Genomic DNA, 21,953 nt, shown 5'->3' with positions numbered 1-21,953 from the left:
GGTCGGCGGCCTGGTTGATTGCGGGGTGTGGTGGTTTTGGTGTGTGGCTGGAGTGGGAAGTCGATGGAGCCGACTTTTGGATCCCGCCCGCGAGTTGCCGGCTTCGGGCCATTTGCGCGTGGCGGTGGAGTGGGAAGTCGGCGGGGCCGACTTTTGGATCCCGACGTGGCGCACTGGAGGCAGTCTATGCGCGTAGATTCCCTTGGGTCGGCGCGGGGGTGGTGGTCGGTGGGGGGCTCAGCGGCGGTGGGGGGTGGTGAGGAGGGTCAGGGCGAGGGTGAGGATGGCGAGGCCGGTCCAGGAGGGGGTGGGGAGGCGTTCGTCGAGGGCTGCGACGCCGAGGGCGGCGGCGACCGCGGGTTCGGCCAGGGTGAGGGTGGTGGCCGTCTGGGCCGAGGTGTGGCGCAGGCCGCGGCCGAAGAGGCGGTAGGCGAGGAAGGTGGTGACCACGCCCAGGTGCAGCACCACGAGTGCGCCGCGCGGGGTGGCGAGCCAGTGGACGCCGCCGAGCAGGAGTACGGGCAGGACGAGTACGGCGCCCGCGCCGAACATCGCGCCCATCACCCCGGCGGACGGGTGGCCCTGGGCGATCAGCCGGCCGCCGACCAGCGAGTACACCGCGTAGGAGAGCCCGGCGAGGGCCGCCAGCAGGACGCCGGGGAGGTCCATCGGCGTGCCGCCGTCGCCGAGTTGCGGGCCGAGCACCAGCAGGGTGCAGCCGAGCACCGCGGTCGAGGTGGCGAACGTCCAGCGGGCGGTGGGCCGGGGGCCGCCGGTGAGCCAGGCCAGCAGGCCGGTGAAGACGGGCGCGCTGCCCAGCGCGATCACGGTGGCGACCGCCACGCCCGTACGGGCCACGGCGGGGTAGAAGGTGACCGGGTACCCGGCCACGGCGACGGCGCCCAGGAGCAGCAGCCGCCGGTCGCGGGGCGGGCACGTCCTGGGCAGCGAGCGGGCGGTGCGGTCGGACAGCAGGAGCAGCAGCCCGCCGAGGGCCAGTCCGGCGCAGCCGATGGCGGCGGCCGGGGTGCCGGCGGGGGCGAGCGAGCCGGCCGTGCCGGTGGTGCCCCAGAGCACGGCGGCGGCGAGGACGGGCAGCGGGCCGGCGAGGGCGCCGGGGCGCTCGGGGGCGGGGGCGGGCGCGGATGTGGCTGCGGGCGCGGATGCGGGCGTGGCGGTGCGGTTCGGCACAGTCGTGGACTTCCGTTGTCGAATTCCGGGATTCCGGCAGGCGGACTGGATTCGGAACGGGCGCACGACACGGAACCCCGGGGCCGCTGCGGGCCGGCCGGGGGCGCGGGATCAGGCGTGCCGGTGTGTGCGCCCGGTCAGGCGGACAGCGGTGGCAGCACGACGTGCCAGTACGAGGTCATGCGGCGATGCTACCCCCCGCGCCGCCGCCTTTGAGGCCGGCGGTGAACGCGGGGCGGGGCGACAGCCGTACTCGTCACCATGACGGTGATGACCACGAGGCGCGGGCCTGGCAAGCTGGCCGCCATGGCGGAGACGGCGGGCGAGGCGGGCATCCGGGAGCTGGTGGCGGGGTGGCTCGCCGCCGAGCGGCCCGGCGGTGACGGCGGTGTCGGCGATGACGGCGGCGAGGACGGCAACGACCTGCCGGGCGGGGGCTGGGCGGTGCCGCCGGCCGACGGGGCGGTGGTGGTCGCGGCCGCCCGGCGGCTGGCCGTCGACGGCCTGGGGCGGCGCGGGCCGCGGACGGCGGTCCCGGACGGGCTGCGGGCGATCGCCGAGGCGCTGGTCGTCGACGAGCACCCGTCGGCGGCGCGCTGGACGCCGTTGGAGCGGGCGCAGGCGGTGGAGTGGGTGGCGCTGCTGCTGCACCGTTTCGGCGAGGACGGCGTGGCGCTGCTGACGGCGGACCTGTCGGGCGGGCCCGGGGCGGGTGCGGGCGACCCGGACCCCGGGCGTCGCTCAGCCGGCTAGCGCTGCCAGCCGTTCGTCCAGTTCGCGGACGGTCGTGGTGTCGCCGAGCCGTCCGTACAGCCCGCGGGCGGCGTGCAGGGTGCCGACGGCCTCCGGGGCGCGGCCGGTGGCCAGCAGGAACTCGGCGAAGTGGCGTTCGGCGACCGCGTGCAGATGGACGGCGCCCGCGGAGCGGCAGCGCTCCGCCGTCTGCCGCCAGGCCTCCTCGGCCTCCGTCCAGCGGCCGAGCAGTTGGAGGGCGTGGGCCTCGTTGATCATCGCGGAGAGGTGGAAGACCGCTAACGGGTGCTCGGCGAGCAGCGCGCGGGCCTCCCGGGCGCGCTCCAGCGCGCGCGCCGGTTCACCGGCGAGGCCGTAGAGACCGGCGGTGTTGCTGAGCGCGTAGGGGGCGTGCTCGGCGTGGCCGTGCGCCTCCGCGAGGGCGATCGCCTGCTCGCCGAGCCGGACCGCCTCGGCCGGCCGGCCGCCGGCGGCCGTGGTGACGGCCAGCACGGTGAGTGCCTGCACCCGGACGGTGTCCGCGCTGCCCGAGGTGCGGTCGACCGCGCGGCGGGCCAGCCGGTGGGCCTCCGCCGCCCGGCCCCGGCCGCGCAGGGCGCTCAGGGCGCGGGCGGTCACGGCCTCCATCGCGGCGACGGCCGCCGGGTCGCCGGTGCGGTCGGCGGCGTCGAGCCCGGTCCGCAGGCAGGCCAGCCGGTCGGCGCGGCGGCCGACGCTGTAGTAGAGGCCGTCCGCGCGGTAGGCGAGCCGCCAGGCGCGGTCGGGGTCGCCGCCCTCGGAGGCGGCGGCGACCAGGCCGCGGACGGCGGGCTCCTCGGCCTGGAACCAGTCCAGGATCGAGCGGACGGAGGGGAAGCGCGGACGGCCCGCGCGGGGGGTGTCCCCGGCGGCGGGCTGGATCACGGCGGCGCCGTGGGCCACCGTCGTCAGGTAGTGGTCGGCCAGCGCGGCGGTCGCCGCGGTCCGCTCGGTCGTGGGCCGCCCGTCGAGGAGTTCGGCGCCGTACAGGCGGACCAGGTCGCAGCGGCGGTAGCGGCCCGGGGAGACCTCGGTGAGCAGGTGGTGCGCGGCGAGCACGGCGAGCGCGTCGCGGGCCTCGGCGGGGCCCGCGCCGAGCAGCGCGGCGGCCGCCGGGACGTCGGTCTCGGCGCCCGGGTGGACGGCCAGCAGGGCCAGCAGGTGCGTTGCGGTATCCGGGATGTGACGTAGCGTCAGATCGAAGGCGGCGCGCAGGCTGGTGGCCCCCCGGGTGTCCAGGGCGTGCAATCTGGTGCGCTCGTCGGCGAGTTCGGGCACCAGGTCGGCGATCGCCCAGCCCGGGCGGGTGGCGAGCCTGGCGGCGGCGATCCGCAGGGCGAGCGGCAGCCCGCCGCAGAGCTCGGCCAGCCGGTCGGTGGCCTCCGGTTCGGCGTCGACCCGGGTGCGGCCGAGCAGTTGCTCCAGCAGGCGGCGGGCGTCGGGGCCGGGGAGCGGGCCGAGGCGCAGCACGGCGGCGCCCTCGCTGACCACCAGGTCCTCCAGGGTGCGCCGGCTGGTGACCACCGTCGCGCAACCGGGGCCGGCCGGTAGCAGATCGGCGAGGCCGGCCGTGTCGCGGACGTCGTCCAGCACCACCAGGAGGCGGCGGTCACGGCTGAGCGACCGGTAGAGGGCGGCGCGGGCCGGCCGGTCCTCGGGCAGCTCGGCCGCCGGAACGCCGAGGGCGCGCAGGAACCGGCCGAGCACGGTGGCCGGGTCGGCGGGACCGCCGGGGCCGAAGCCGTTCAGGTCGGCGAAGAGCCGCCCGTCCGGATAGCCGGCGGCCGTGTCGTGCGCCCACTGGAGGGCGGTGGCGGTCTTGCCGCTGCCGGCCGGGCCGACCAGGACGGCGATGCCGGCGGAGCCGCCGGGGTGTGCGCTGCTCGGCAACCGGTCACCGAGCCAGCCGAGTTCGCGCGACCTGCCGACGAATCCGGCGGGCGAGCGCGGGAGCTGGTCGGGGATGGGCGCGGGGATGGGCATGGGCATGGGGCCGCGGGGGGAGCGCACCTCGGCGGCCACCGGGCGCGGCGCGTCCCCGTCCGTCCGGGCGGGCACCCGGGCGGCAACGGCGGAGGTGGCGGAGGCGGCGACGGCGGACGGGCGGGACGCCGCCGGGCGAGGGGTGGGCTTGCAGCTCGCGAACGGGAGCACCGCGGCGGGCCGGACGGCGGGCGCGACCGGTGCGGCGGGGCCCGGCCGGCCGATGAGGCCGCCGGGAACCACGGCGCGCGCCAGGGGGCGCCGCTGCGCCGGCTCGCCGGTGCGGACGCCGGACGCCGCCGACCGCAGCGCGCTGCCCGGACCGACCCCGAGCTCCGCGGCCAGCCGTCGCCGGGTGCGGTGGTAGGCGTCGACGGCGTCCCGGGGGCGCCCGGCCTGGGTCAGGCAGAGCACCAGTACGGCGGCCAGCTGCTCGTTCAACGGGTCGGACTCCAGCGCCCGGTCGAGACCGGCCACCGCCTCCGCACCCAGGCCGAGCCGCAGCAGCCGTTCCGCCCAGGCCTCCAGCGCCACGGCCCGGCCACGCCGCAGACGGTCCGCCAGCGCGTCCCTGAGGTCGGTGTCCGGCAGACCGGCCAGGGCGGTGGGACCGTTCCACAGGTCGAGCGCCCGGCCCAGCAGCGCCGCCGCCGCCCGGTCGCCGCCCGGGGAGTCCTCCGCCCCGGCGCGGGTCACCAGCTGTTCGAACAGCGACGCGTCGACCGCATCCGCCGGACCGTCCAGCCGGTAGCCCGGCGACCGGGTCGACAGGACGAGGCCGGAACCGGCGATCAGCTTCCGCAGCGCCGCTATGTGGCCCTGCAACGCGGCCCGCGCCTGCGCCGGAGGCTCGTCGCCCCACAGCAGTTCGAAGAACCGCTCGATCGGGACGGTGCGGCCGAGTTCGAGCGCCAGCAGGGCCAGCGTGGCGCGCCGCTTGGCGGCGGCGGGCTCGACGGACCGACCGTCGGCGGCCTGGAGCTCCACCGGGCCCAGCAGCCGAACGAACACGGATCCTCCCTGGTGAGAGCGGGTGGATGAGGGGCTCCACCCTGTGCGGGGCGCAGTCTAGCCAGGCCGAACGTGCGGTTTGTGACGTTCAGTGCACAGTTTCCGAGACCGTGTATGGAGCCGCCGGTCCGCGCGGTGGACGGGGGCGGTCCGCCGGCACGGCGGTGGCGGGCCCGACGGGCGCGTTCATCCGCCATGGACGGCGCCGGGCGCCGGCCGGTTGCGGCGCGGGGCGGCAGGGGCGCCGCCGGGTCGGTGTCTTCCGGGTGCAAACGAGGGCGCCGTTCGGGCCGGGCACCTCTTGTACGGCGGCCGGACGAGGTCTCGGGGTCTGCGGCACCGTCGGGCCCGGCGGTGCGGCCTGCTCGCGCGGGCGCCGCTCGCCCGGGCGGCGCGGATGGCCGGAGGCGCGGGAGGTGTGCGCGATCGGGAGTGCCGTCCTGCCCGAACAGACATCCGGCCGGAACCCGGAACACCTTGCCCGGCCGCCGCTCGGGCGACGACCGGGCACCTCCCACGGGTGGTCAACGGCCCGGACCCGGTGTTCGGTTCACCGGGCGGTCGCCGGTCGTACGGCGGTGAACCCGGACGCCGCGCCGCCCGTCGACCAGGATGCGGGGCCGTGTCGGTGCCGCGTGCTTCGACCGCCGGGAAGGGCGATCATGCTGCGAATGAACGGGCCGCTGCGGATCACGGTCCTCGACAAGGACGCCTACTACGAGCAGCGCGCGGTGGCGCGGACCCCGTACGGCACCCTCGTGCTGGAGGGCCGGATCGGAGCCTCGCTGGACGTCGGCGCGGACGAGTGGGAGCTGGAGCTCCAGCACTGCGCCCCCGGTGTCGGCTGGCGTCCCAACATCCGGGTGCTGCCCTACCCGTGGCAGACTTCGCCGGGCGGCCTGCGCAGCCGGATCGTGCGCAGCAAGGACTGCGACTGGCCGGGTGGCGACCCGACCGAACGCAACTTCATCCTCCGTCTGTCGGCCACCGTCGCCGAACGCCCGTCCGGCGCACCGTCCCCCGCGGAGGGCCTGGGCCCAGCCGTACGCGGCGGCCTGCGCACCACCTCCGGCACGGACCTCGGCGCACTCCGGCGGACTTCCGCAGTCCCTGCGGTCTCTGCGGTCCCTGCGGTCTCTGCGATCCCCGCCGTCCCGGCGACACGACCCGAGCCGGCCGCACCCCTCGTCCCGGCGGCCCGCACCCACCTTCCCACCGGCCGCGTACTCCCGGCCGAGGCGACCACCGCCGAGGCATGGGCGAGCGGCCGGTAGCCGAGCAGGAGGTCACCCCGCCTCCCCGGCGGGGCCGCCGACCGGCGTCCACTCGTGCTCCAGGATCGAGCAGGTGGTCGAGTCACGCCAGGCGCCGCGAACGAGGACGTGGTCGCGGATCCGGCCTTCCTCGGTCATGTGCGTGCACAGCAGCGTCCGCGCTGACGCCTCGTTGCGCGGCGACCGGGTGGCCCGGACGCAGTGGAGGCCGAGGACGTCGGAGCAGAGCGAGCACAGCAGACGGGCGGTCTCGGTGCCCAGGCCCTCTAGGGCCCAGGCCCCGCCCCCGTTCGCCCGGGTGGAGGGCGAACCCGACGGTGGCGGCCTGCTGTGGTTCGGTGGCCGGCCGGGCGAAGCCGATCGGCCCGTGCCCGCCGAGGCGGGTGACCGCCAGACAGTACTCGGCCCTCGGAACGGCCTACGCCGACGCGATGGACCGATCGACGACCGCCTCGACCTGCTCACGGCTGTGGGGCTCGAAGCCGAGGTGCCGGGTGGCCGCGGCGTCGCCGTAGACGGCCGGGAGGCCGTCCGCGTCCTCGGCTTCGACCTCGCGCACCGCCAGGCGGGGGCCGGTCAGCCGGGCTGGAGTCATGGCTGCGGAGCCTACCCGGGCATCAACAAGCTGGTCGTCCGTCCGGCTTCCCTGGCACGATCTGCGGGTGACCACGTTGTTCCTGATGGTCGGCCTGCCCGGGGCCGGGAAGACCACGAAGGCCGGGCAGCTCGCCGAGGAGCACGGCGCGCTGCGTCTGACGCCCGACGACTGGATGATCCCCCTGTTCGGGTCGGCCGAGGCGGACGGGAAACGCGACGTGCTGGAAGGGCGCATGCTCTGGCTCGCCCTGGAGGCGGTCAGGCTGGGGACGAACGTGGTGCTGGACTACGGCTGTTGGTCCCGGGACGAGCGGTCCGCGATCCGGTGGCTGGTCGAGTCCGAGGACGCGTGCTTCCGCATGGTCTATCTGCCGGTGGACGACGAGACCCAGCGCAGGCGGATCGCCCACCGCCGGGCGAACGCCCCGGCGGAGACGTTCCCGATGACCGAGGCCGACATCCTGCACGGGCGGGCCCACTTCGAGGAGCCCGACGCGGCGGAGCTGGGAGGCCGCGGGGGCACCGGCCCGCCCCCGGGCTGGGCGGACTGGCGGGAGTGGGCCGCCGACCGGTGGCCGTCGTTCATGTGACCGGTTCGGCCCACCCGGGAAGGCCGCCGGTCAGGCGGGGGCGGGGGCGGGGGTGTCGAAGGTGAGGCCCGGGGTGAGGTGGAAGTGGGTGGGGGTGTCGGTGCGGGGGCGTTCGGGGGCGGGGATGGCGGCGCGGCGTTCGAGCCAGGCGCGGAGGCGGGAGAGGGCGTTGCGGTTGCGTTCGGAGGGGTCGCCGCCGGACTCGCGGAGGAGGACGCAGGCCGGGCGGTCGTCGTCGGCGGGGACCACACCGACGACGGTGAACGCGGTGCCCGGGGGGAAGACGGCCTGGGCGGGGCCGTCGGTGGTGTCGAAGACGGAGGTGCGGCGGCCGGTGGCGGACCAGATCAGGAATTCCACGGAGGAGCCCGGGAGTTCGGAGCCCGGGGCGGTCAGGCCGGCCAGTGGTGCGGGTTCGCGGAACTGGCGGCCGGTGGGGTAGTGGGGCAGGACCGACTCCGGGGCCAGGGCGGGGTCGGCGGCGAGGAGGACGGCGCCGTGGTGGCTCGGGAGACGGCGCAGGCCGGCGCCGAGGCAGTGGAGGAAGGGCTGGAGGGCGGGGTCGGCGGAGCGGGCGGCGGCCACCAGGTCGGCGCGGGTGGTGGGGACGCCGGTGTCGGTGTGGTGGAGCAGGACGGCGGCGAGGTCGGGCTTGAAGTCGTCCTGGGAGGTGGAGCGCAGGCCCGGGAGCCGGGTGGCGAGCTGCTCCAGGCGACCGGTGCAGCGGTGGTAGTGGTCGCCGAGCAGGGCGCGGACGGCGTCGCGTTCGGCGGGGGCGGTCGCGGTCACCGGTGGCGGGCAGTCGTCGGGGCCGAAGGCGCGGGCGGTGGTGGAGGGCGGGGGAGGAGAGGCAGCGGAAGGGGGAGCGGGAGGGGAAGGGGAAGGGGGAGAGGGAGGAGTAGGGGAGGGCGGGGGCGGGAGGGGAGCGGCCGGTTCGGCGGGAGGGACGTCCGGGGTGCGGGCCGGTCGGGGGTCGCCACCGGCAGTGGCGGTGGCAGCGGTGGCAGCGGCAGCGGTGGCGACTGCAGGGGTGCGGCGGGGCGGGCTGGTGACGGTGGCGGTGGTGGGGTCGGCGGTGGCGCGGACGGGGGTGGGGAGGGGGACCGGCCGCGCCTCGGGCTCGGGCTCGGGTTCGGGGGCGGAGGCGGGTTCCAGGGCAGGGGCAGGGGCAGAGACAGGGACGGGGACCGGGGCCGGGAGTTCGGCGCGCGCGTCGGGACGCGGCGGGGCGGCCGTCGGGCGGCCGATGCCGTAGGACACCGGCGCCACGGAGGGCGGGCCGTTCAGCGGCTGCTCCGCGCCGAGCCACTCCAACTCGTGCATCCGCGCGACGAAGCGGCCGACGCGTTCGGCGGCGGGCTCCAGCAGGCCGTGGACCAGCAGGCCGAATCCCTCGGCGCCGGCGGCCGGGAGGCGGTCCAGGAGGGTGCCGAGTTCCTCGAAGGCGTCGGCCGGCACCGGGCGGTCGCGTTCCCCGACGATCAGCAGCGGGCGGGCCGCCTCGGGGCGCCGGAAGCGCGGGGTGAGGACGTGCGGGGGTTCGGGGCGCAGCCAGAGGCCGGCGGGGACGGCCTCCAGCGCCCAGTACGGGAACGCCCGGAAGACGGCGGGCCCGTCGGTGCGCCAGTCGGCGCCGCCGTTGCGCCAGGCGGCGGGACTGGTCGGGGCACCGGGGGCGGTGGCCAAGCGCAGCAGGAAGGGCTCCCAGCCGGCGCGGCCGTTGCGGTCCAGGATCCGGGAGGTGGGGCCGCCGGGGCCGAGCACGGGCAGGCCGATGGCGGCCTGCACCGGCCGGGCCGTGCGGGCGGCGAGTGCGCCGGTGAGGGCGGCGAGTTGGTCGGGGGCCGCCCAGGGGGCGCTGACCAGGGGGCGGTCGGCGCCGAGCGGCAGGGCGAGCACGGCCTCGGCGAAGTCCTCGGGGAGCAGGACGGGTCGGGCCGGGGTGCCGATGAGGACCACGGCGTTGCCGGGCGGCGCGGCGGCGAGCCGGACGTCGGGCAGCGGGGTGGTGGACGGGTCGGCCGGGTCGGAGAGCCAGAAGCCGGCGGGCAGCCGCAGGACGCGCACGGCGTCGGCCCGTCCCCGAACAGCGGCGGGGCCAGGCGCAGGCGCGGGGGCAGGCGCGGGGGCGGAGACGGTGGCGGCAGACGCGGCCACGGGCGTCGGAGCGGCGGATCCGATGGTGCTGTTCAGCCGGCGCGGCGCCTCGCCCGGCTCGCACCGCCACCACGCGGACGCCTCGACGGCGCCCGCCGGGTCGGTGACCTTGAGGTTGCCGGCCGGGGTGATCTCCACCAGGCCGTCCGGCGCGACGACCGGCACGCCCGCCCGCTCGGCGACGACCTCGGCGGGCCGGCGGCCGTTGGGGGCGAGGGCGGCCAGTCCGGAGGCGGCGAGCACCAGGTGGGCGGCGCCCCGGGCGCGGGCGATCACTCCGAGGTCGGCCATCCGGTCGCGCAGGACCTTGGCCGAGTCGGGGGCGGCGGCGACCACCACCACGGCGTCGGGGACGGGCCGCAGCGCGCCGATCGCGGCGTTCAGTTCGTCCTCGCGGGCGGTGGACGCGGCGATCACGAAGTGCGGCCCGACCGCGCGGAGCACCGACGGGCCCGGGACCGGTGCGGCGGCCGGTGCGGCGGCCGACACCGCGCGCGGGACGGTGGCCGGCAGAGCGGGGCGCACCGGCTCGGTTGCGGGCGCGGGCGCGGCGGTCGCGCCCCTGGCCGGCAGCGCGCGCTGCGGCCCGCGCCGGAATCCGAAACGGCGGCGGGGCTCGGCCGGGGGCGCGGGCTCGTCGGGGCGCGCACCGGTGCGGGAGAGGCTCATCGTTCAGGAGTACGGCCCCCGCCGCGCCCCCGGTTCACCGCCCGCCGGAGCGGCCGTCAGGCATCCGCCGAGCCGAGCGACTCCGAGCCCGACTCCGAGCCCGACTCCGGCTCGGGCTCGGGATCCGGCATCAGCCCGGTCTGCACCTGCACCGTCCGGCGCCGGGTGATGTGCAGGCCGCGCCCGGGCGGCAGCAGGCGCGGCTTGACGCTGCCGAACAGCGTGCCCTCGCTGGGCGGGCAGGAGAGCAGGGTGATCGGCGTGTTGACGTCCTGGAGCCGGCGCAGCACCTGGTCGCTGTAGGCCCGGCCGACGCCGTTCGCCGAGCGGGCGACGATCAGGTGCAGGCCGAGTTCGGTGCCCTGCGCCAGGTGTTCGAGCAGCGGGCCGAACGGTCCGGCGCCCATTGCGCCGGGGATGAGGTCGTAGTCGTCCACGACGACGAACAGCTCCGGCCCCGTCCACCAGTCGCGCAGCCGCATCCGGGCCGGGCTGATCTCCTCGCCGGGCAGCCGGGCCTCCATGGCGCGGGCCGCGCCCGTGACGACCTGCCGGAGCACGTCCACCGAGACGGCGTAGCCGAGCCGGTACTCCTCCGGGACGGCCTCGTAGAGCCCGCGCCGGAAGTCGACGAGCATGATCCGGGCCTCCGCGGGGGTGTAGGCGGAGGTGATCCCGTCGATCAGCAGGCGCAGCAGGTTGGTCTTGCCGCTCTCGCTGTCGCCGACCACCAGCAGGTGGGGCGACTCCTCGAAGTCGTGCCAGAGCGGCGCGATCGCGGTGTCCTCCAGGCCGATGGCGACCCGCAGCCGGCCCTCGGGTGCGGGCAGCGCGGTGGAGTCCAGCAGCAGCGGCAGCATCCGCACCTCGGGCGCGCGCGGGCCGCTCCAGTGCTCGTTGACGGCGTCGACGAGGTCGGCGATGCCGTCGGCGAGGTCGTCGGCGCCACCCTGGCCGTCGATCCGGGGGAGGGCGCCGAGGAAGTGCAGCCGCTCCTTGGTGAGGCCGCGGCCGGGGCTGTTGTGGGGGACGGTCTCGGCGGCCCGCATGTTGATCATGGAGTCGATGGGGTCGCCCAGGCGCAGCTCGAAGCGGGTGCCGAACTGGTCGCGCACGCCGGCGGTGATCTCGCCCCAGCGGGCCGCCGAGACGGCGAGGTGCACGCCGTAGTTGAGGCCGCGGGAGGCGATCGGGGCCAGCGCGGCCACCAGCTCCATGAACTCCTGGCGCAGGGTGCCCCAGCCGTCGATGACCAGGAAGACGTCGCCGTGGCGGTCGTCGGCGAGTTCCGGGTCGCCGGCGGCCTTGCGGCGCCGGAAGGTCGTCATCGAGTCGACGCCCAGCTGCGCGAAGCGCACCTCGCGGCGCGCGATGACGCCGTTGACCTCGGCGATGGTGCGGCCGATCCGCTCCGGGTCGTGGCGCCCGGTGACGCCGCCGACGTGCGGCAGCCCGCGCAGCGAGGAGAGCGTGCCGCCGCCGAAGTCCAGGCAGTAGAACTGGACCTCCTGCGGCGTGTGGGTGAGCGCCAGGGCGGTGATCAGGGTCCGCAGCAGGGTGCTCTTTCCGCTCTGCGGGCCGCCCGCGACGCCGACGTGACCGCCGGCGGCCGACAGGTCGGCGGTCAGCAGTTCGCGCATCTGCTGGAACGGGCGGTCCACCACGCCCACCGGGACGGTCAGCGTGCCGACCGCGGGGCGGCCGTCGGGCGCCAGGCCGTGCCGCGCGGTGGGGGTGAGCGGCGGCAGCAGCTCGTCCAGGGTGGGCGGGGTGTCCAGCGGCGGCAGCCAGACCTGGTGGGCCGGCGGGCCGGCGTCGAGCATCCGCGCCGCGGCCAGGTCCAGCAGGTTCGGGGCGTCCTCCTCGGCGGCCTCCCGGGCCTCCTCGGCGGCCAGCACCTCGGGGTCGGGGTCGCGCGGTGCGACGTACCCGGTGCCGTACGGCACGATCTGTCCGGCCACGGCGGCCTGCTGGACGGCGCCGCGCCGGCGGCGGTAGGGCCCGGAGACGTACGCGGCCTTGAACCGGGTGAGGGTGGCGATGTCGCTGCGCAGGATGCCGTTGCCGGGCTGGGAGGGCAGCTGGTAGGCGTCGGGCACGCCCAGCACGCCGCGGCTCTCCATGGCGGAGAAGGTGCGCAGGCCGACCCGGTAGGAGAGGTGGGACTCCAGGGCGTGCATCCGGCCCTCGTCCAGCCGCTGGGAGGCGAGCAGCAGGTGCACGCCCAGCGAGCGGCCGAGCCGGCCGATCATGATGAACAGGTCCATGAAGTCGCGGTGCGCGGACAGCAGTTCGCTGAACTCGTCGACCACGACGAAGAGCGTCGGCAGCGGGTCCAGCTGGACGCCGCCGGCCCGCGCGTTCTCGTAGTCCAGCAGCGAGCTGTAGTTGCCGGCCGAGCGCAGCAGCTCCTGGCGGCGGTTCAGCTCGCCGTGCAGGGCGTCGCGCATCCGGTCGACCAGGGCGGCCTCGTCGGCGAGGTTGGTGATCACCGCGGAGGTGTGCGGCAGCCGGTCCAGGCCGAGGAAGGTCGCGCCGCCCTTGAAGTCGACGAGGACGAAGTTGAGCGTCTCCGAGGAGTGGGTGAGCGCGAGCGCGAGCACCAGGGTGCGCAGCAGCTCGGACTTGCCGGAGCCGGTGGCGCCGATCAGCATGCCGTGCGGGCCCATGCCGCCCTGCGCCGACTCCTTGAGGTCGAGCTCCACCGGCTTGCCGTCCGCGCCGACGCCGATCGGCACCCGCAGCCGCCGGCCGCGCGGGCGCTCGGCCCAGCTGCGGGCGATGTCGTGCTGGTAGAGGTCGTTGACGCCCAGCAGCGAGGTGAGGTCGAAGTCGGTGCTGAGCGGTTCGGAGACGTCCATCGCGTCGCCCAGCCGGTACGGGGCGAGCGTGGTGGCGTAGCGGCGGGCGGCCGGGAGGCTCAGCGCGTCGGGACGGCCGAGCGTGGTGACCTCGTCGCGCCGGTTGCGGTCGGCGGCGACGAGGTCCAGCCGGTCGCCGGTGATCCGCAGCCGCAGCCGGAACGGCGCGTGCTGCCACTCCACCGCGCCGGAGACGTCCAGCAGCACGGCGTTGCGGTAGCCGGCCAGCAGGGCGCGGCTGCCGGCGGGCAGCTTCACCCCGTCCAGCACGATCAGGGTGAACGGCTCGTCCCGGCCGGGCTGGGTCTCCGGCTCGAACGGCGGCCGGTCGGCGAACTCCGGGCCCAGCAGCTGCTCCAGCTCCAGCAGGGAGTCGGCGACCAGCCGCACCGGGCCGGCCCCGTCCGTCTCGGTGGGGTGCAGCGCGTGCGGCAGCCACTTCAGCCAGGCCCACTCCGCGCGCAGCGCGGGGGAGACCGCGGCCGCGACGCGCAGCTCGTCCGGGGCGTGGAAGAACGCCAGTTGGGCGATCACCGCCCGGGCCAGCGCGCGGGCCGGGCCCGGGTCGGCGGCCTCGGCGGGCTCCGCCGGGGCGGGCGCGGGGGGCACGCCGTCTGGGTCCTCCACCGGGTCGGCGTCCTCGGCGGGGTGCTCGCAGCGCAGCAGCACATGGGCGTAGCCGCGGACGTGGACGGCGATCGGCTGGTCGGCGATCGAGCCGTAGGCGTGGATGAACCGGCGCAGCGCGTGCGCGCACAGCGGCTCCAGGTCCTCGACCGGCTGGGTGGCCAGCGGGGCCAGCTTGACGGCCAGGCGCTGGGAGCCGGTGGCGATCCGGACGTCGCCGAAGTCCGGGTGGGCCGCCCGCCGCTCCCACAGCCGCGAGGTGCGCACCAGCGAGCCGAGCGAGTCCGGCTCCGGGTGGCGCCAGGCGAGCGCCAGCCGCTGGTTGACGATGTGCCGGCGGACCTGGCGGCGCACCTGGGAGAGGTAGCGCAGGTAGTCGCGGCGCTCGCCGCGCAGTTGGCGCTTGCGGTCGCTGGAGCTGCGCAGCAGCTGGGCCACCAGCATGCCGACCGCCGACAGGCCCATCATGCCCATCGCCACATAGGTGAGCGGGCCGCCGCCGGACTGCGGGTTGAGGAAGATCATCACCATCGAGAGCGAGCTCAGTGCCATCGGCGCCATGGCGATCATGTTGGACATGCCGCTCTGCTCCTCCGGAAGCACCGGCGGCTCCTGCAACTGCAGCTCGCCCTCCGGCATCGCCGGTCCGGGGCGCCGGGGCGGACGATCGACCAGGACCACGCTCAACGGGGGCTCTCCTCTCACGGCGCCGCCGCCGGCGCCGGTGACGGCGGGCCCGACGGCTCGGGCCGCACCGCACTCGGGCCTACGGCCCGCGGGCGCCCGGCGGTTCACCGGACCCCGGCCGGGGCCGGGTGAACCGCCCGCCCGGCCCGGTCCGTACCTCTGTGTCGGGAGAGCGGGCAGGCCGGTTCCACGGGAGGACGCGACACAGGTGAGCACCACCACGAGCACCACCACGGCGGCGACAGGACTGGTCCGGCTGAGGTTCCGCGCCCCCGGCGCCGCCTTCGAACTCGCCCTGCCCGGCGACGTGGTCCTCGCCGACCTGCTGCCGGCCGTCCTCGGCTACGCCGGCCCCGATGTCGCCGAGAGCGGCACCGAGCACTCCGGCTGGGTCCTCCAGCGCCTCGGCGGCGCGCCCCTCGACGAGGAGCGGACCCTGGAGGAGCTCGGGCTGACCGACGGCGAGGAGCTGTTCCTGCGCCCGGGCGGGGCCGCGCTGCCCGAGGTGCACTTCGACGACCTGGTGGACGGCGTCCGCACCGGCACTGCCGCCCGCGGCGACTCCTGGCGGCCCGCCGCCACCCACCACCTCGCGCTGGTGCTCGCCGTGCTGACGCTGGCCGGCGGCTTGCTGCTGCTCGCCCTGCCCGGCCCCGAGGGCCCGCGCTGCGCCGCCGCCGCGGTGGTCGCGGTGCTGCTGCTGGCCGGCGGCGCCGCGGCGGCCCGGCTGATCGGCGACTCCCCGGCCGGGACGGCGCTGGCCGCCGCCGGGGCCTGCCACGCCGCGGCCGCCGCCGCGCTGGCCCCCGGGGTCACCGGCCCGGCCCGGCTGCTCGCGGGCGGCTCGGCGGCGGTCGGCGCCACCGTGGTGGCCCTGGCCCTGGTCGGCGCCGGGCCGTTCTTCGCCGGACTGCTGGTGGCGGCGGCCCTCGCCCTCGCCGCGGGCGCGCTCGCCGCGGGCGGCGTCGGGACCACCGAGACCGCCGCGGCGGTGGCGGCCGGGGCCGTGCTGTTCGGCGCCTTCGTCCCCGCGCTGGCGTTCAAGCTGGCCGGACTGCGACTGCCCGCGCTGCCCCGCAACGCCGACGAACTCCAGGAGGAGATCGAGCCGTTCCCGGCCGACGACGTGCTGGCCCGCAGCCTGGTCGCGGACGGCTATCTGGCCGGCTTCTTCGTCGCGGTCGGCTCGGCGTGCGCGATCGCGCTCACCGTGCTGGCGCTCGCCCGGGACGGCGGCTGGGGGACGACGGCGATGGCCGCCGACCTGTCGGTGCTGGTGCTGCTGCACGCCCGGGACATCGGCGGGCTGCGCCAGCGGCTCGCCATGCTGCTGCCCGGGGCCCTGGGGCTCGGACTGCTCGCCGTACGGATGGGCTGGGACGCCGCACCGGGCGGCCGGCTCGGCGTGTTCGCCGCGCTGACCGTCGCCGCGACCGGGCTCTGCGCCGCCGCCTGGACGGTGCCGGGGCGGCGGCTGCTGCCCTACTGGGGCCGGATCGGCGACATCCTGCACTCGCTCGCCGCGATCACCCTGCTGCCGCTCGCGCTCCAGGTCTTCGGCTTCTACGGGGCGATGCGCGGCCTGGCGGGCTGAACCGCACGACCGGACCCCACCCGACCCGGCCCCGACCCGGGGCACCCGCACCGAGGAGGCCACCCGCCATGCAGTCCCGACGCGACCAGGTGCAGGCCCACCTGTTCGTGATGAGCCGGGTCGCCGCCGGCGTCCTGCGCGCCGAGCCGGACGCCCCCGACACCCCCGTCGGCCGGACCAACCGGGGCGCCGCCATCGGCCTGGCCGTCGCCCTGCTGATCGGGGCCGGCGCCGGCGTCTACGGCCTGATCAAACCCGGCGGCGCCAGCCGCTGGAAGCAGCCCGGCACCCTGGTGGTGGTCAAGGAGACCGGCACCCGCTACGTCTACGCCGGCGGGCTGCTCCACCCCGTGCTCAACGAGGCCAGCGCGCGGCTGCTGGCGGGCGACCAGCTGAAGGTGAACCAGGTCTCGGCCCGCTCGCTGGAGGGCACCGGGCGCGGCACTCCGGTCGGCATCGTCGGCGCGCCCGACGGCCTGCCCGCCGCGAAGGCCGTCGCCGGCGCCGACTGGCTGCTCTGCACGGTACGGCCGTCGAGTGCCGGCGCCGGGGCCCCGGCGGCCCGCCCCGCCCCGCAGCTCTCGGTCGCGATCGGCACCCGGCAGACCGGCCGGGCGGCCGGCGACCAGGGCGTCCTGGTCGCCGGGCCGGACGGCGCCGTCCACCTGCTCTGGCACGGCCGCCGGTTCGCCCTGGACGCGGCGGGCGGCGCGGTGCGGGCGCTCGGCTACGCCGCCGTCACGCCCGTCCCGGTCACCGCCTCCTTCCTGGCCGCGTTCCCGGCCGGGCCGGAGCTGCGCGCCCCCGACGTGCCGGGGCGGGGCAAGGACGGTCCGGCGCTCTCCGGCCGCCCGACCCGGGTCGGCCAGCTGTTCACCGGCACCGGCGAGGAGCGCTACCTGCTGGCCGAGCAGGGCCTGGTCGCCGTCACCGCCACCCAGTTCGCCCTGTTGCAGGGCGATCCGCGCACCCAGCAGGAGGCGTACGGGAACGGCGCGGTGGCGCCCTCCCCGGTCGGCGCGGCCGACCTCGCCGCGCACACCGCGCCGCCCGCCGCCGCGGCGGCCTTCGCCCCGGAGGGACTGCCGGGCCGGCCCCCGGCGCCGCTGGCCCCCCGGGGCGAGCAGGCGCTCTGCGCGGCGCTGAAGCCCGGGACCGACGGCGGGGACCTGGACGTGTCCGTGCTGGACGCCACGCCCGTCCTCGGCCTGCCGCCGGTGCTCCAGCCCGGGGTACTGCCCAGCTGCACCCCGGCCGACCGGATCGCGGTGCGCCCCGGCGGCGGCGCCCTGGTCCGGGCGCTGTCCGGCGCGGGCTACGGCGGCACGCTGTACCTGGTCACCGACGCGGGCGTGAAGTACCCGCTGGCCTCGGCGGCGGTGGCCGAACGGCTCGGCTACCCGAAGACCGCGCCGACGGCGGTGCCGGGGCGGGTGCTGTCCCTGCTGCCGACCGGTCCCAGCCTCGACCCGGCCCCGCTGGCGGGCGGCGTCGTGCAGCCCGCGGTGACCGGCGAGGGGCGCTGCACGCGCTGAGCCGCGGCGGCTCCGCCGGGGGTGAACCACCCGGCGGAGCCGTCCCGTTCACCCTGGCGGGCCGGTCCGACCGGCCCGCGGCGAATCGCGCCGGCCGGAAGCGGCCGGCGGCACCGGAGGAGGTACTCACGTGGTCCAGCAGACGACGGTCAGCCAGCAGGCCCTTCAGGACGTCAAGACCCAGGTCGAGGCGAAGCACGAGGCGATGAAGGCCACCGCCATGTACATCGAGGACATCAACACGGCGATCCGGGACAGCTTCGAGGGCGCGGCCAGCACCACGTTCCAGAACAACATCAACGCCTGGCTGGAGCAGTACGCGGCGGTCAGCCGCGACTACGACGCCTTCCACGGCAAGTTCACCGACACCAGCCAGCTCTTCAACGCGACCGGCGACCACACCCTGAACGTCGCGACCAACAGCCTCGGCGACGGCGGCGGCGGCCCCGCGGCCTACGTCGAGGGCGTCCTGAACCCGAAGTAACCCTGCCGCCCGCCGAACCGACCACCTGAACCGAAGGGAACCCGCCATGTCCGGGCACATGTCACTGCACTACGCCGGCGTCGACGCTGCGATCAACGACCTCGACGCCCACTCCAAGACCATGCACGCCCAGATGGAGGACCTCAGGGAGTACCTCCGGAGCAAGATCGGCGTCGAGCTCATCGGTGCCTTCTCGGTCGCGGCGGGCACCCTCGCGACGACGCTGGAGGCCTCCGACAAGTCGATGACCATCAAGATCGAGAACGCCAAGACCGCGCTCACCGAGATCCGTGACGCGATCCACGACGCGGACATGCGGGCCAGCACCCACTTCGACCACGTCAAGGGCTGACCGGCGTGGCGGACGACGACGACAAGGGCGGCGGCGACGGCGGCACCGTCACGATCACCGACGACTTCCTGGCGAAGTTCCCGGAGAAGACCATCAAGGTCTTCCTCCAGGACGTCCTGACGTCGGTGCCGGTGCGGGAGTTGCGGGCCTTCGCCGACGGCACCGCGCCGTTCCTGGTCGGCAACAACTCCGGGAACTTCACGGCTCCGGGCACCCTGGCCACCGCGCTCAAGACGTACGACGACTCGATCGCCAAGATGCTGGCGACGATCATCGAGCAGTTCGACACCCTGATCGTCGACCTCTCGCTCGCCGACCGCTACCTGAACAACGCGCTGGACGAGTCCCTGGACTACGCGCAGTTCATGAAGGTGGCGAACCGGACCCTGACCTCGGGTTCCGGCACCGGCACGAAGTAATCCGGCGGGGATCACCGCCGCCATCGCGGAGCCGGTCCGGGCATCGGACCGGCCCCGCGCCACGCCAGGTCGGGCACGGCCGTGAGAGGGGATGCCATGGTGTACATCTGGGAGGACGCGCTCACCTTCCTGGGCTCGTCGGCGGACAAGGCGCCGACCAAGCGCGGGGACGTGGTCGACGACGAGAAGCCGTGGCTCAACACCGACGTGCGCCGGCAGATCGTCCACGCCGGCTGGCAGGGCGTCAAGGGCGACGGCACCGACGTGAAGCTCGACAGCTGGGTGGCCTGGTACTTCACCTACACCGAGGACAAGAGCACGACGGTGAAGCACGGCAGCTACGTCATCGGCACCAATGTGCAGTACCCGAACCTCGACGGCCCGGGCGCCAAGTTCGCGGGGTGGACGGCCAGCCGCAAGCCGCTGGAGCAGTTCTACGACGGCTCGGTCAAGGCCAACGACCGGCTCGACCCGGCCGTCTTCACCAGGGCGGCGGACACCCTCAAGAACTTCAACTCCTTCCTCGACGGCTGGATCACCAAGATCGGGACCGAGTGGGTCAAGGGCATCGGGGAGGAGGACGGCGACTGGCAGGGCAGCGCGGCGAACGCCCTGCGGACCCTGCTGCTGGCGTTCCGCAACGAGATGGACGCCGACAACCGGATGATCCGCCTGGCCGGTGTCGACACCCACCTGCGCCCGATGGACGAGGGCGTCAAAGTCCAGCTCAGGCAGCTGTGGACGGGCTTCAAGGGCTGGTGGGACTCGCCCCTGGCCTGGCCGACGAACGCGGTCACCGCGGCGCTGATGGAAGGGCTCAAGGGCGCGACGCTGAAGATCGCGAGGTCGACCGACCGGACCCCGACCTGGCACAGCAGGGAGGATCCGGCGAACGGGGCCTTCGACGCCTACGGCAAGATCGAGGGCGGAGGCGTGCTCGCCTCCCTGTCGATCACCGTGACCGGAGCGCCGTTCGGCGATCCCAAGTCGGTCGACTTCTGGAAGCAGGTCGACCAGCGGGCCCGGCAGATCTGGCTCGCCAACGTCGTGAAGTGGCTGGACGCCGAGGCCGACAGGGTGCTGACCGGGCTCACCCAGGCCTACTCGACCATCGGCAACGCCGCCCGGCCGCTGAAGCCGTTCCCGCTGATGATGCCCGACCCGAAGGCCCCCGAGGACCCGACCAAGGACCCCACCAAGGATCCCGGCAAGGGCGACCCCGACAACAAGACCATCGACGAGCTGAACAAGAAGATCAACGAGTTCGGCACCGGCAGCGGCGGGGGCGACAAGGACGGCGGCGGCCCCGGCATCAAGGACATCACCGGCGCCGGCGGCGGGAGCGGCGGCAGCGGGAACACGCCGAACCTCGGCCTGGGCAACGGCGGGAGCGGCAGCGGGAGCACGCCGAACCTGAACCTCGGCACCGGCGGGAGCGGGTCCGGCAGCGGCAGTACGCCGAACCTCAACCTGGGCACCGGCGGGAGCGGCAGCGGGAGCACGCCGAACCTCAACCTCGGCAGCGGCAGCGGGAACACGCCGAACCTGAACCTCGGCAGCGGCGGCAGCGGCTCCGGCAGCGGCCCCGACCTGATCGGCAACCCCTTCCCCGGCCTCAACAACGGCCCCCTGCCCGACAACCTCCTCCCCGGCAGTTCCGGGTCGAACCGGCCGGTGGTCGTGCCCCCGACCTCGGTGATCACCAAGGACGGCCGGATCGTCGACGAGAGCGGCAACCCCGTCCTGGACTCCGCCGGCAACCCGATGGTGGCCGGCCCGGGCTACACCATCGGCCCGGACGGCATCCTGCGCGACGGCCAGGGCAACACCGTCTCGCAGTACCGGCAGCTGCTCGCCGACCGCTACTCCGCGGCCGGCATCGGCGGTGACAGCGGCAGCGGCAGCGGCGACGACCTGCTGACGCCCAACGAGTTCGGCACCGGCGGCTTCTCCTACAACACGATGGGCCTCGGCTCCGCGGGCCCCGGCGGCGCGGGCTCGTTCGGCCTCGGCGGCAGCCCGATGATCACCGGCATGGGCGGCGGCCTCAGCAACCGCGCCCTGGCCGCCGGCGGCGACCCGTCCATCACCAAGGCCGCGGTCGACCAGGCCAACGCCGAGCGCGCCGCCGCGGAGCGGGCCGCCCGCGCCGCGGCCCAGGAGCAGGCCGCCCTGACGGGCCGGCAGACCCCCACCACCTCCGGCGGGATGCCGCCGATGATGCCGCCGGGCGCCGGCATGGGCGGCGCGGGAGGCGCGGGAGGCGACAAGGAACGCCGCCGCACCACCTGGCTGGCGGAGGACGAAGAGGTGTGGGGCACCGACTCCGGCGCCGTGGAAGGCGTCATCGGGCGCTGAGGGGCGCCGCGGCAGACGAAAGGACGAGCACATGAGCAACCCGTTCGCGGACCAGATCGCCCAGGCGATGGCGGACATGCAGACCGAGCTGGCCAGGGCCGAGGCCATGCAGCAGGAGATGAACGAGCTCACCGGCTCGGTCACCTCCAAGGACCGGATGGTCACCGTCAAGGTCGGCTCGCAGGGCCAGGTCGTCTCGATGACCTTCCACACCAACGCCTACCGCGAGATGGCGCCCGCCGAGCTCGCCAAGGTCCTCACCGACGTCCTCAACGAGGCCCGGGCCGACGTCGGCCGGCAGGTCGCCGAGCGGATCTCCCGGTTCGACGGGATCGGCGAGACGCTGCGGCTCTCGATGACCGGCGGCAGCGAGCTGGACGAGATCCTCGAACCGCTCTGGGCGATGCGTCCGGGCTACGAGGACGAGGAGAGGAAGAAGGCGAAGGCGGGGCGGCAGGAGGAGTTCCGTGGCTGACTCGGGGACCACCGCCAAGACGGCGATGCTCAAGAAGAGCTTCGCCGAGTTCTTCGAGCTCAAGGACTTCGTCACCCAGCTCAACACCGAGGCGACCCACATCAACGAGATCAACCTGCGGGTGGGCGGCAACGACGAGATCGGCAAGCAGTACCACGGCCAGGTCGACGACGGCACCAAGAACCTCTACGAGCTGATCGTCAGGATCGGCTCCACGCTCTCCTCGGTCGGCGAGAACGGAGAGCTCCTCGCCGACACCCTCGACAAGGCGGGCGACCACGCCCGCGACCTCGCCAACGGCTTCTGACCCCGCAGAAG

Annotated in this window: 17 protein-coding genes; 11 read left to right on the top strand and 6 right to left on the bottom strand. The window is 75.7% G+C overall.

The window, feature by feature from the left end; genetic code table 11:
* Positions 1–237: 237 nt before the first annotated feature.
* The gene (locus ACFZBX_RS14995) at positions 238–1,191 is read right to left on the bottom strand and encodes a DMT family transporter (protein WP_391534177.1); all 954 of its coding nucleotides are present in this window, start codon (positions 1,189–1,191) and stop codon (positions 238–240) included.
* A gap of 270 nt (positions 1,192–1,461) precedes the next feature.
* On the opposite strand from ACFZBX_RS14995, the gene ACFZBX_RS14990 reads away from it, so the two are divergent.
* A complete protein-coding gene (locus ACFZBX_RS14990; protein ID WP_391534176.1) occupies positions 1,462–1,944 on the top strand; it encodes a hypothetical protein in 483 nt (160 codons plus the stop codon).
* Here the strand turns inward: ACFZBX_RS14990 and ACFZBX_RS14985 are convergent.
* The gene (locus tag ACFZBX_RS14985; RefSeq protein ID WP_391534175.1) at positions 1,933–4,956 is read right to left on the bottom strand and encodes a BTAD domain-containing putative transcriptional regulator; all 3,024 of its coding nucleotides are present in this window, start codon (positions 4,954–4,956) and stop codon (positions 1,933–1,935) included. The genes ACFZBX_RS14990 and ACFZBX_RS14985 overlap by 12 nt on opposite strands.
* Positions 4,957–5,618: 662 nt before the next feature.
* On the opposite strand from ACFZBX_RS14985, the gene ACFZBX_RS14980 reads away from it, so the two are divergent.
* Positions 5,619–6,230, top strand: a complete 612-nt coding sequence (locus ACFZBX_RS14980) for a hypothetical protein (protein WP_391534174.1) — start codon at positions 5,619–5,621, stop codon at positions 6,228–6,230.
* Positions 6,231–6,242: 12 nt separating this feature from the next.
* Here ACFZBX_RS14980 and ACFZBX_RS14975 read toward each other — a convergent pair whose 3' ends face one another.
* Positions 6,243–6,368: a hypothetical protein gene (locus ACFZBX_RS14975; protein ID WP_391534173.1), complete on the bottom strand. Its 126-nt coding sequence runs from the start codon at positions 6,366–6,368 to the stop codon at positions 6,243–6,245.
* Positions 6,369–6,648: 280 nt separating this feature from the next.
* Positions 6,649–6,825 carry a GNAT family N-acetyltransferase gene (locus ACFZBX_RS14970; protein WP_391534172.1) on the bottom strand — a complete coding sequence of 59 codons (177 nt, stop codon included), beginning with the start codon at positions 6,823–6,825 and terminating at the stop codon, positions 6,649–6,651.
* Between the two features lie 67 nt (positions 6,826–6,892).
* On the opposite strand from ACFZBX_RS14970, the gene ACFZBX_RS14965 reads away from it, so the two are divergent.
* The gene (locus tag ACFZBX_RS14965) at positions 6,893–7,417 is read left to right on the top strand and encodes an AAA family ATPase (RefSeq protein WP_391534171.1); all 525 of its coding nucleotides are present in this window, start codon (positions 6,893–6,895) and stop codon (positions 7,415–7,417) included.
* A 30-nt stretch (positions 7,418–7,447) separates the two neighbouring features.
* On the opposite strand, the gene ACFZBX_RS14960 is transcribed toward ACFZBX_RS14965, so the two are convergent.
* Positions 7,448–10,243, bottom strand: coding sequence for a hypothetical protein (locus ACFZBX_RS14960; protein WP_391534170.1), 2,796 nt, complete (start codon positions 10,241–10,243; stop codon positions 7,448–7,450).
* Between the two features lie 56 nt (positions 10,244–10,299).
* The gene (gene eccCa, locus ACFZBX_RS14955; protein ID WP_391534301.1) at positions 10,300–14,370 is read right to left on the bottom strand and encodes a type VII secretion protein EccCa; all 4,071 of its coding nucleotides are present in this window, start codon (positions 14,368–14,370) and stop codon (positions 10,300–10,302) included.
* Between the two features lie 256 nt (positions 14,371–14,626).
* On the opposite strand from eccCa, the gene eccD reads away from it, so the two are divergent.
* The 8 genes from eccD to ACFZBX_RS14915 all read left to right on the top strand — a co-directional run bounded on the left by eccD (position 14,627) and on the right by ACFZBX_RS14915 (position 21,942).
* Complete coding sequence (eccD, locus tag ACFZBX_RS14950) at positions 14,627–16,012, top strand: type VII secretion integral membrane protein EccD (RefSeq protein WP_391534168.1); 1,386 nt, start codon at positions 14,627–14,629, stop codon at positions 16,010–16,012.
* Between the two features lie 68 nt (positions 16,013–16,080).
* On the top strand, positions 16,081–17,547 hold the full coding sequence (gene eccB / locus ACFZBX_RS14945) for a type VII secretion protein EccB (protein ID WP_391534166.1): 1,467 nt from the start codon (positions 16,081–16,083) through the stop codon (positions 17,545–17,547).
* A gap of 130 nt (positions 17,548–17,677) precedes the next feature.
* Positions 17,678–18,031 carry a hypothetical protein gene (locus ACFZBX_RS14940; RefSeq protein WP_391534164.1) on the top strand — a complete coding sequence of 118 codons (354 nt, stop codon included), beginning with the start codon at positions 17,678–17,680 and terminating at the stop codon, positions 18,029–18,031.
* A 46-nt stretch (positions 18,032–18,077) separates the two neighbouring features.
* Positions 18,078–18,383, top strand: coding sequence for a hypothetical protein (locus ACFZBX_RS14935; RefSeq protein ID WP_391534162.1), 306 nt, complete (start codon positions 18,078–18,080; stop codon positions 18,381–18,383).
* A gap of 5 nt (positions 18,384–18,388) precedes the next feature.
* Positions 18,389–18,802, top strand: a complete 414-nt coding sequence (locus ACFZBX_RS14930) for a hypothetical protein (protein ID WP_391534160.1) — start codon at positions 18,389–18,391, stop codon at positions 18,800–18,802.
* 96 nt (positions 18,803–18,898) lie between these two features.
* Positions 18,899–21,160, top strand: coding sequence for a hypothetical protein (locus tag ACFZBX_RS14925; RefSeq protein ID WP_391534159.1), 2,262 nt, complete (start codon positions 18,899–18,901; stop codon positions 21,158–21,160).
* 31 nt (positions 21,161–21,191) lie between these two features.
* Positions 21,192–21,635: a YbaB/EbfC family nucleoid-associated protein gene (locus ACFZBX_RS14920; protein ID WP_391534158.1), complete on the top strand. Its 444-nt coding sequence runs from the start codon at positions 21,192–21,194 to the stop codon at positions 21,633–21,635.
* A complete protein-coding gene (locus tag ACFZBX_RS14915) occupies positions 21,628–21,942 on the top strand; it encodes a hypothetical protein (protein ID WP_380297861.1) in 315 nt (104 codons plus the stop codon). The genes ACFZBX_RS14920 and ACFZBX_RS14915 overlap by 8 nt, the downstream gene beginning before the upstream one ends.
* The last annotated feature ends 11 nt before the right edge of the window (positions 21,943–21,953 follow it).

Origin of the sequence: Kitasatospora sp. NPDC008115, assembly GCF_042957205.1 — a bacterium.
Taxonomy (GTDB): domain Bacteria; phylum Actinomycetota; class Actinomycetes; order Streptomycetales; family Streptomycetaceae; genus Kitasatospora.
The sequence above is the reverse complement of the archived record's forward strand: the minus strand, read 5'-3'. Positions and strand labels throughout refer to the sequence as shown.

Coding starts and splice junctions, on each gene's coding strand:
- ACFZBX_RS14970 (WP_391534172.1), bottom strand. CDS start 6,825: ATGACTCCAGCCCGGCTGACCGGCCCCCGCCTGGCGGTGCGCGAGGTC.
- ACFZBX_RS14960 (WP_391534170.1), bottom strand. CDS start 10,243: ATGAGCCTCTCCCGCACCGGTGCGCGCCCCGACGAGCCCGCGCCCCCG.
- eccCa (WP_391534301.1), bottom strand. CDS start 14,370: ATGCCGGAGGGCGAGCTGCAGTTGCAGGAGCCGCCGGTGCTTCCGGAG.
- ACFZBX_RS14980 (WP_391534174.1), top strand. CDS start 5,619: ATGCTGCGAATGAACGGGCCGCTGCGGATCACGGTCCTCGACAAGGAC.
- ACFZBX_RS14925 (WP_391534159.1), top strand. CDS start 18,899: ATGGTGTACATCTGGGAGGACGCGCTCACCTTCCTGGGCTCGTCGGCG.
- ACFZBX_RS14990 (WP_391534176.1), top strand. CDS start 1,462: ATGACCACGAGGCGCGGGCCTGGCAAGCTGGCCGCCATGGCGGAGACG.
- ACFZBX_RS14935 (WP_391534162.1), top strand. CDS start 18,078: ATGTCCGGGCACATGTCACTGCACTACGCCGGCGTCGACGCTGCGATC.
- eccB (WP_391534166.1), top strand. CDS start 16,081: ATGCAGTCCCGACGCGACCAGGTGCAGGCCCACCTGTTCGTGATGAGC.
- ACFZBX_RS14975 (WP_391534173.1), bottom strand. CDS start 6,368: ATGACCGAGGAAGGCCGGATCCGCGACCACGTCCTCGTTCGCGGCGCC.
- ACFZBX_RS14920 (WP_391534158.1), top strand. CDS start 21,192: ATGAGCAACCCGTTCGCGGACCAGATCGCCCAGGCGATGGCGGACATG.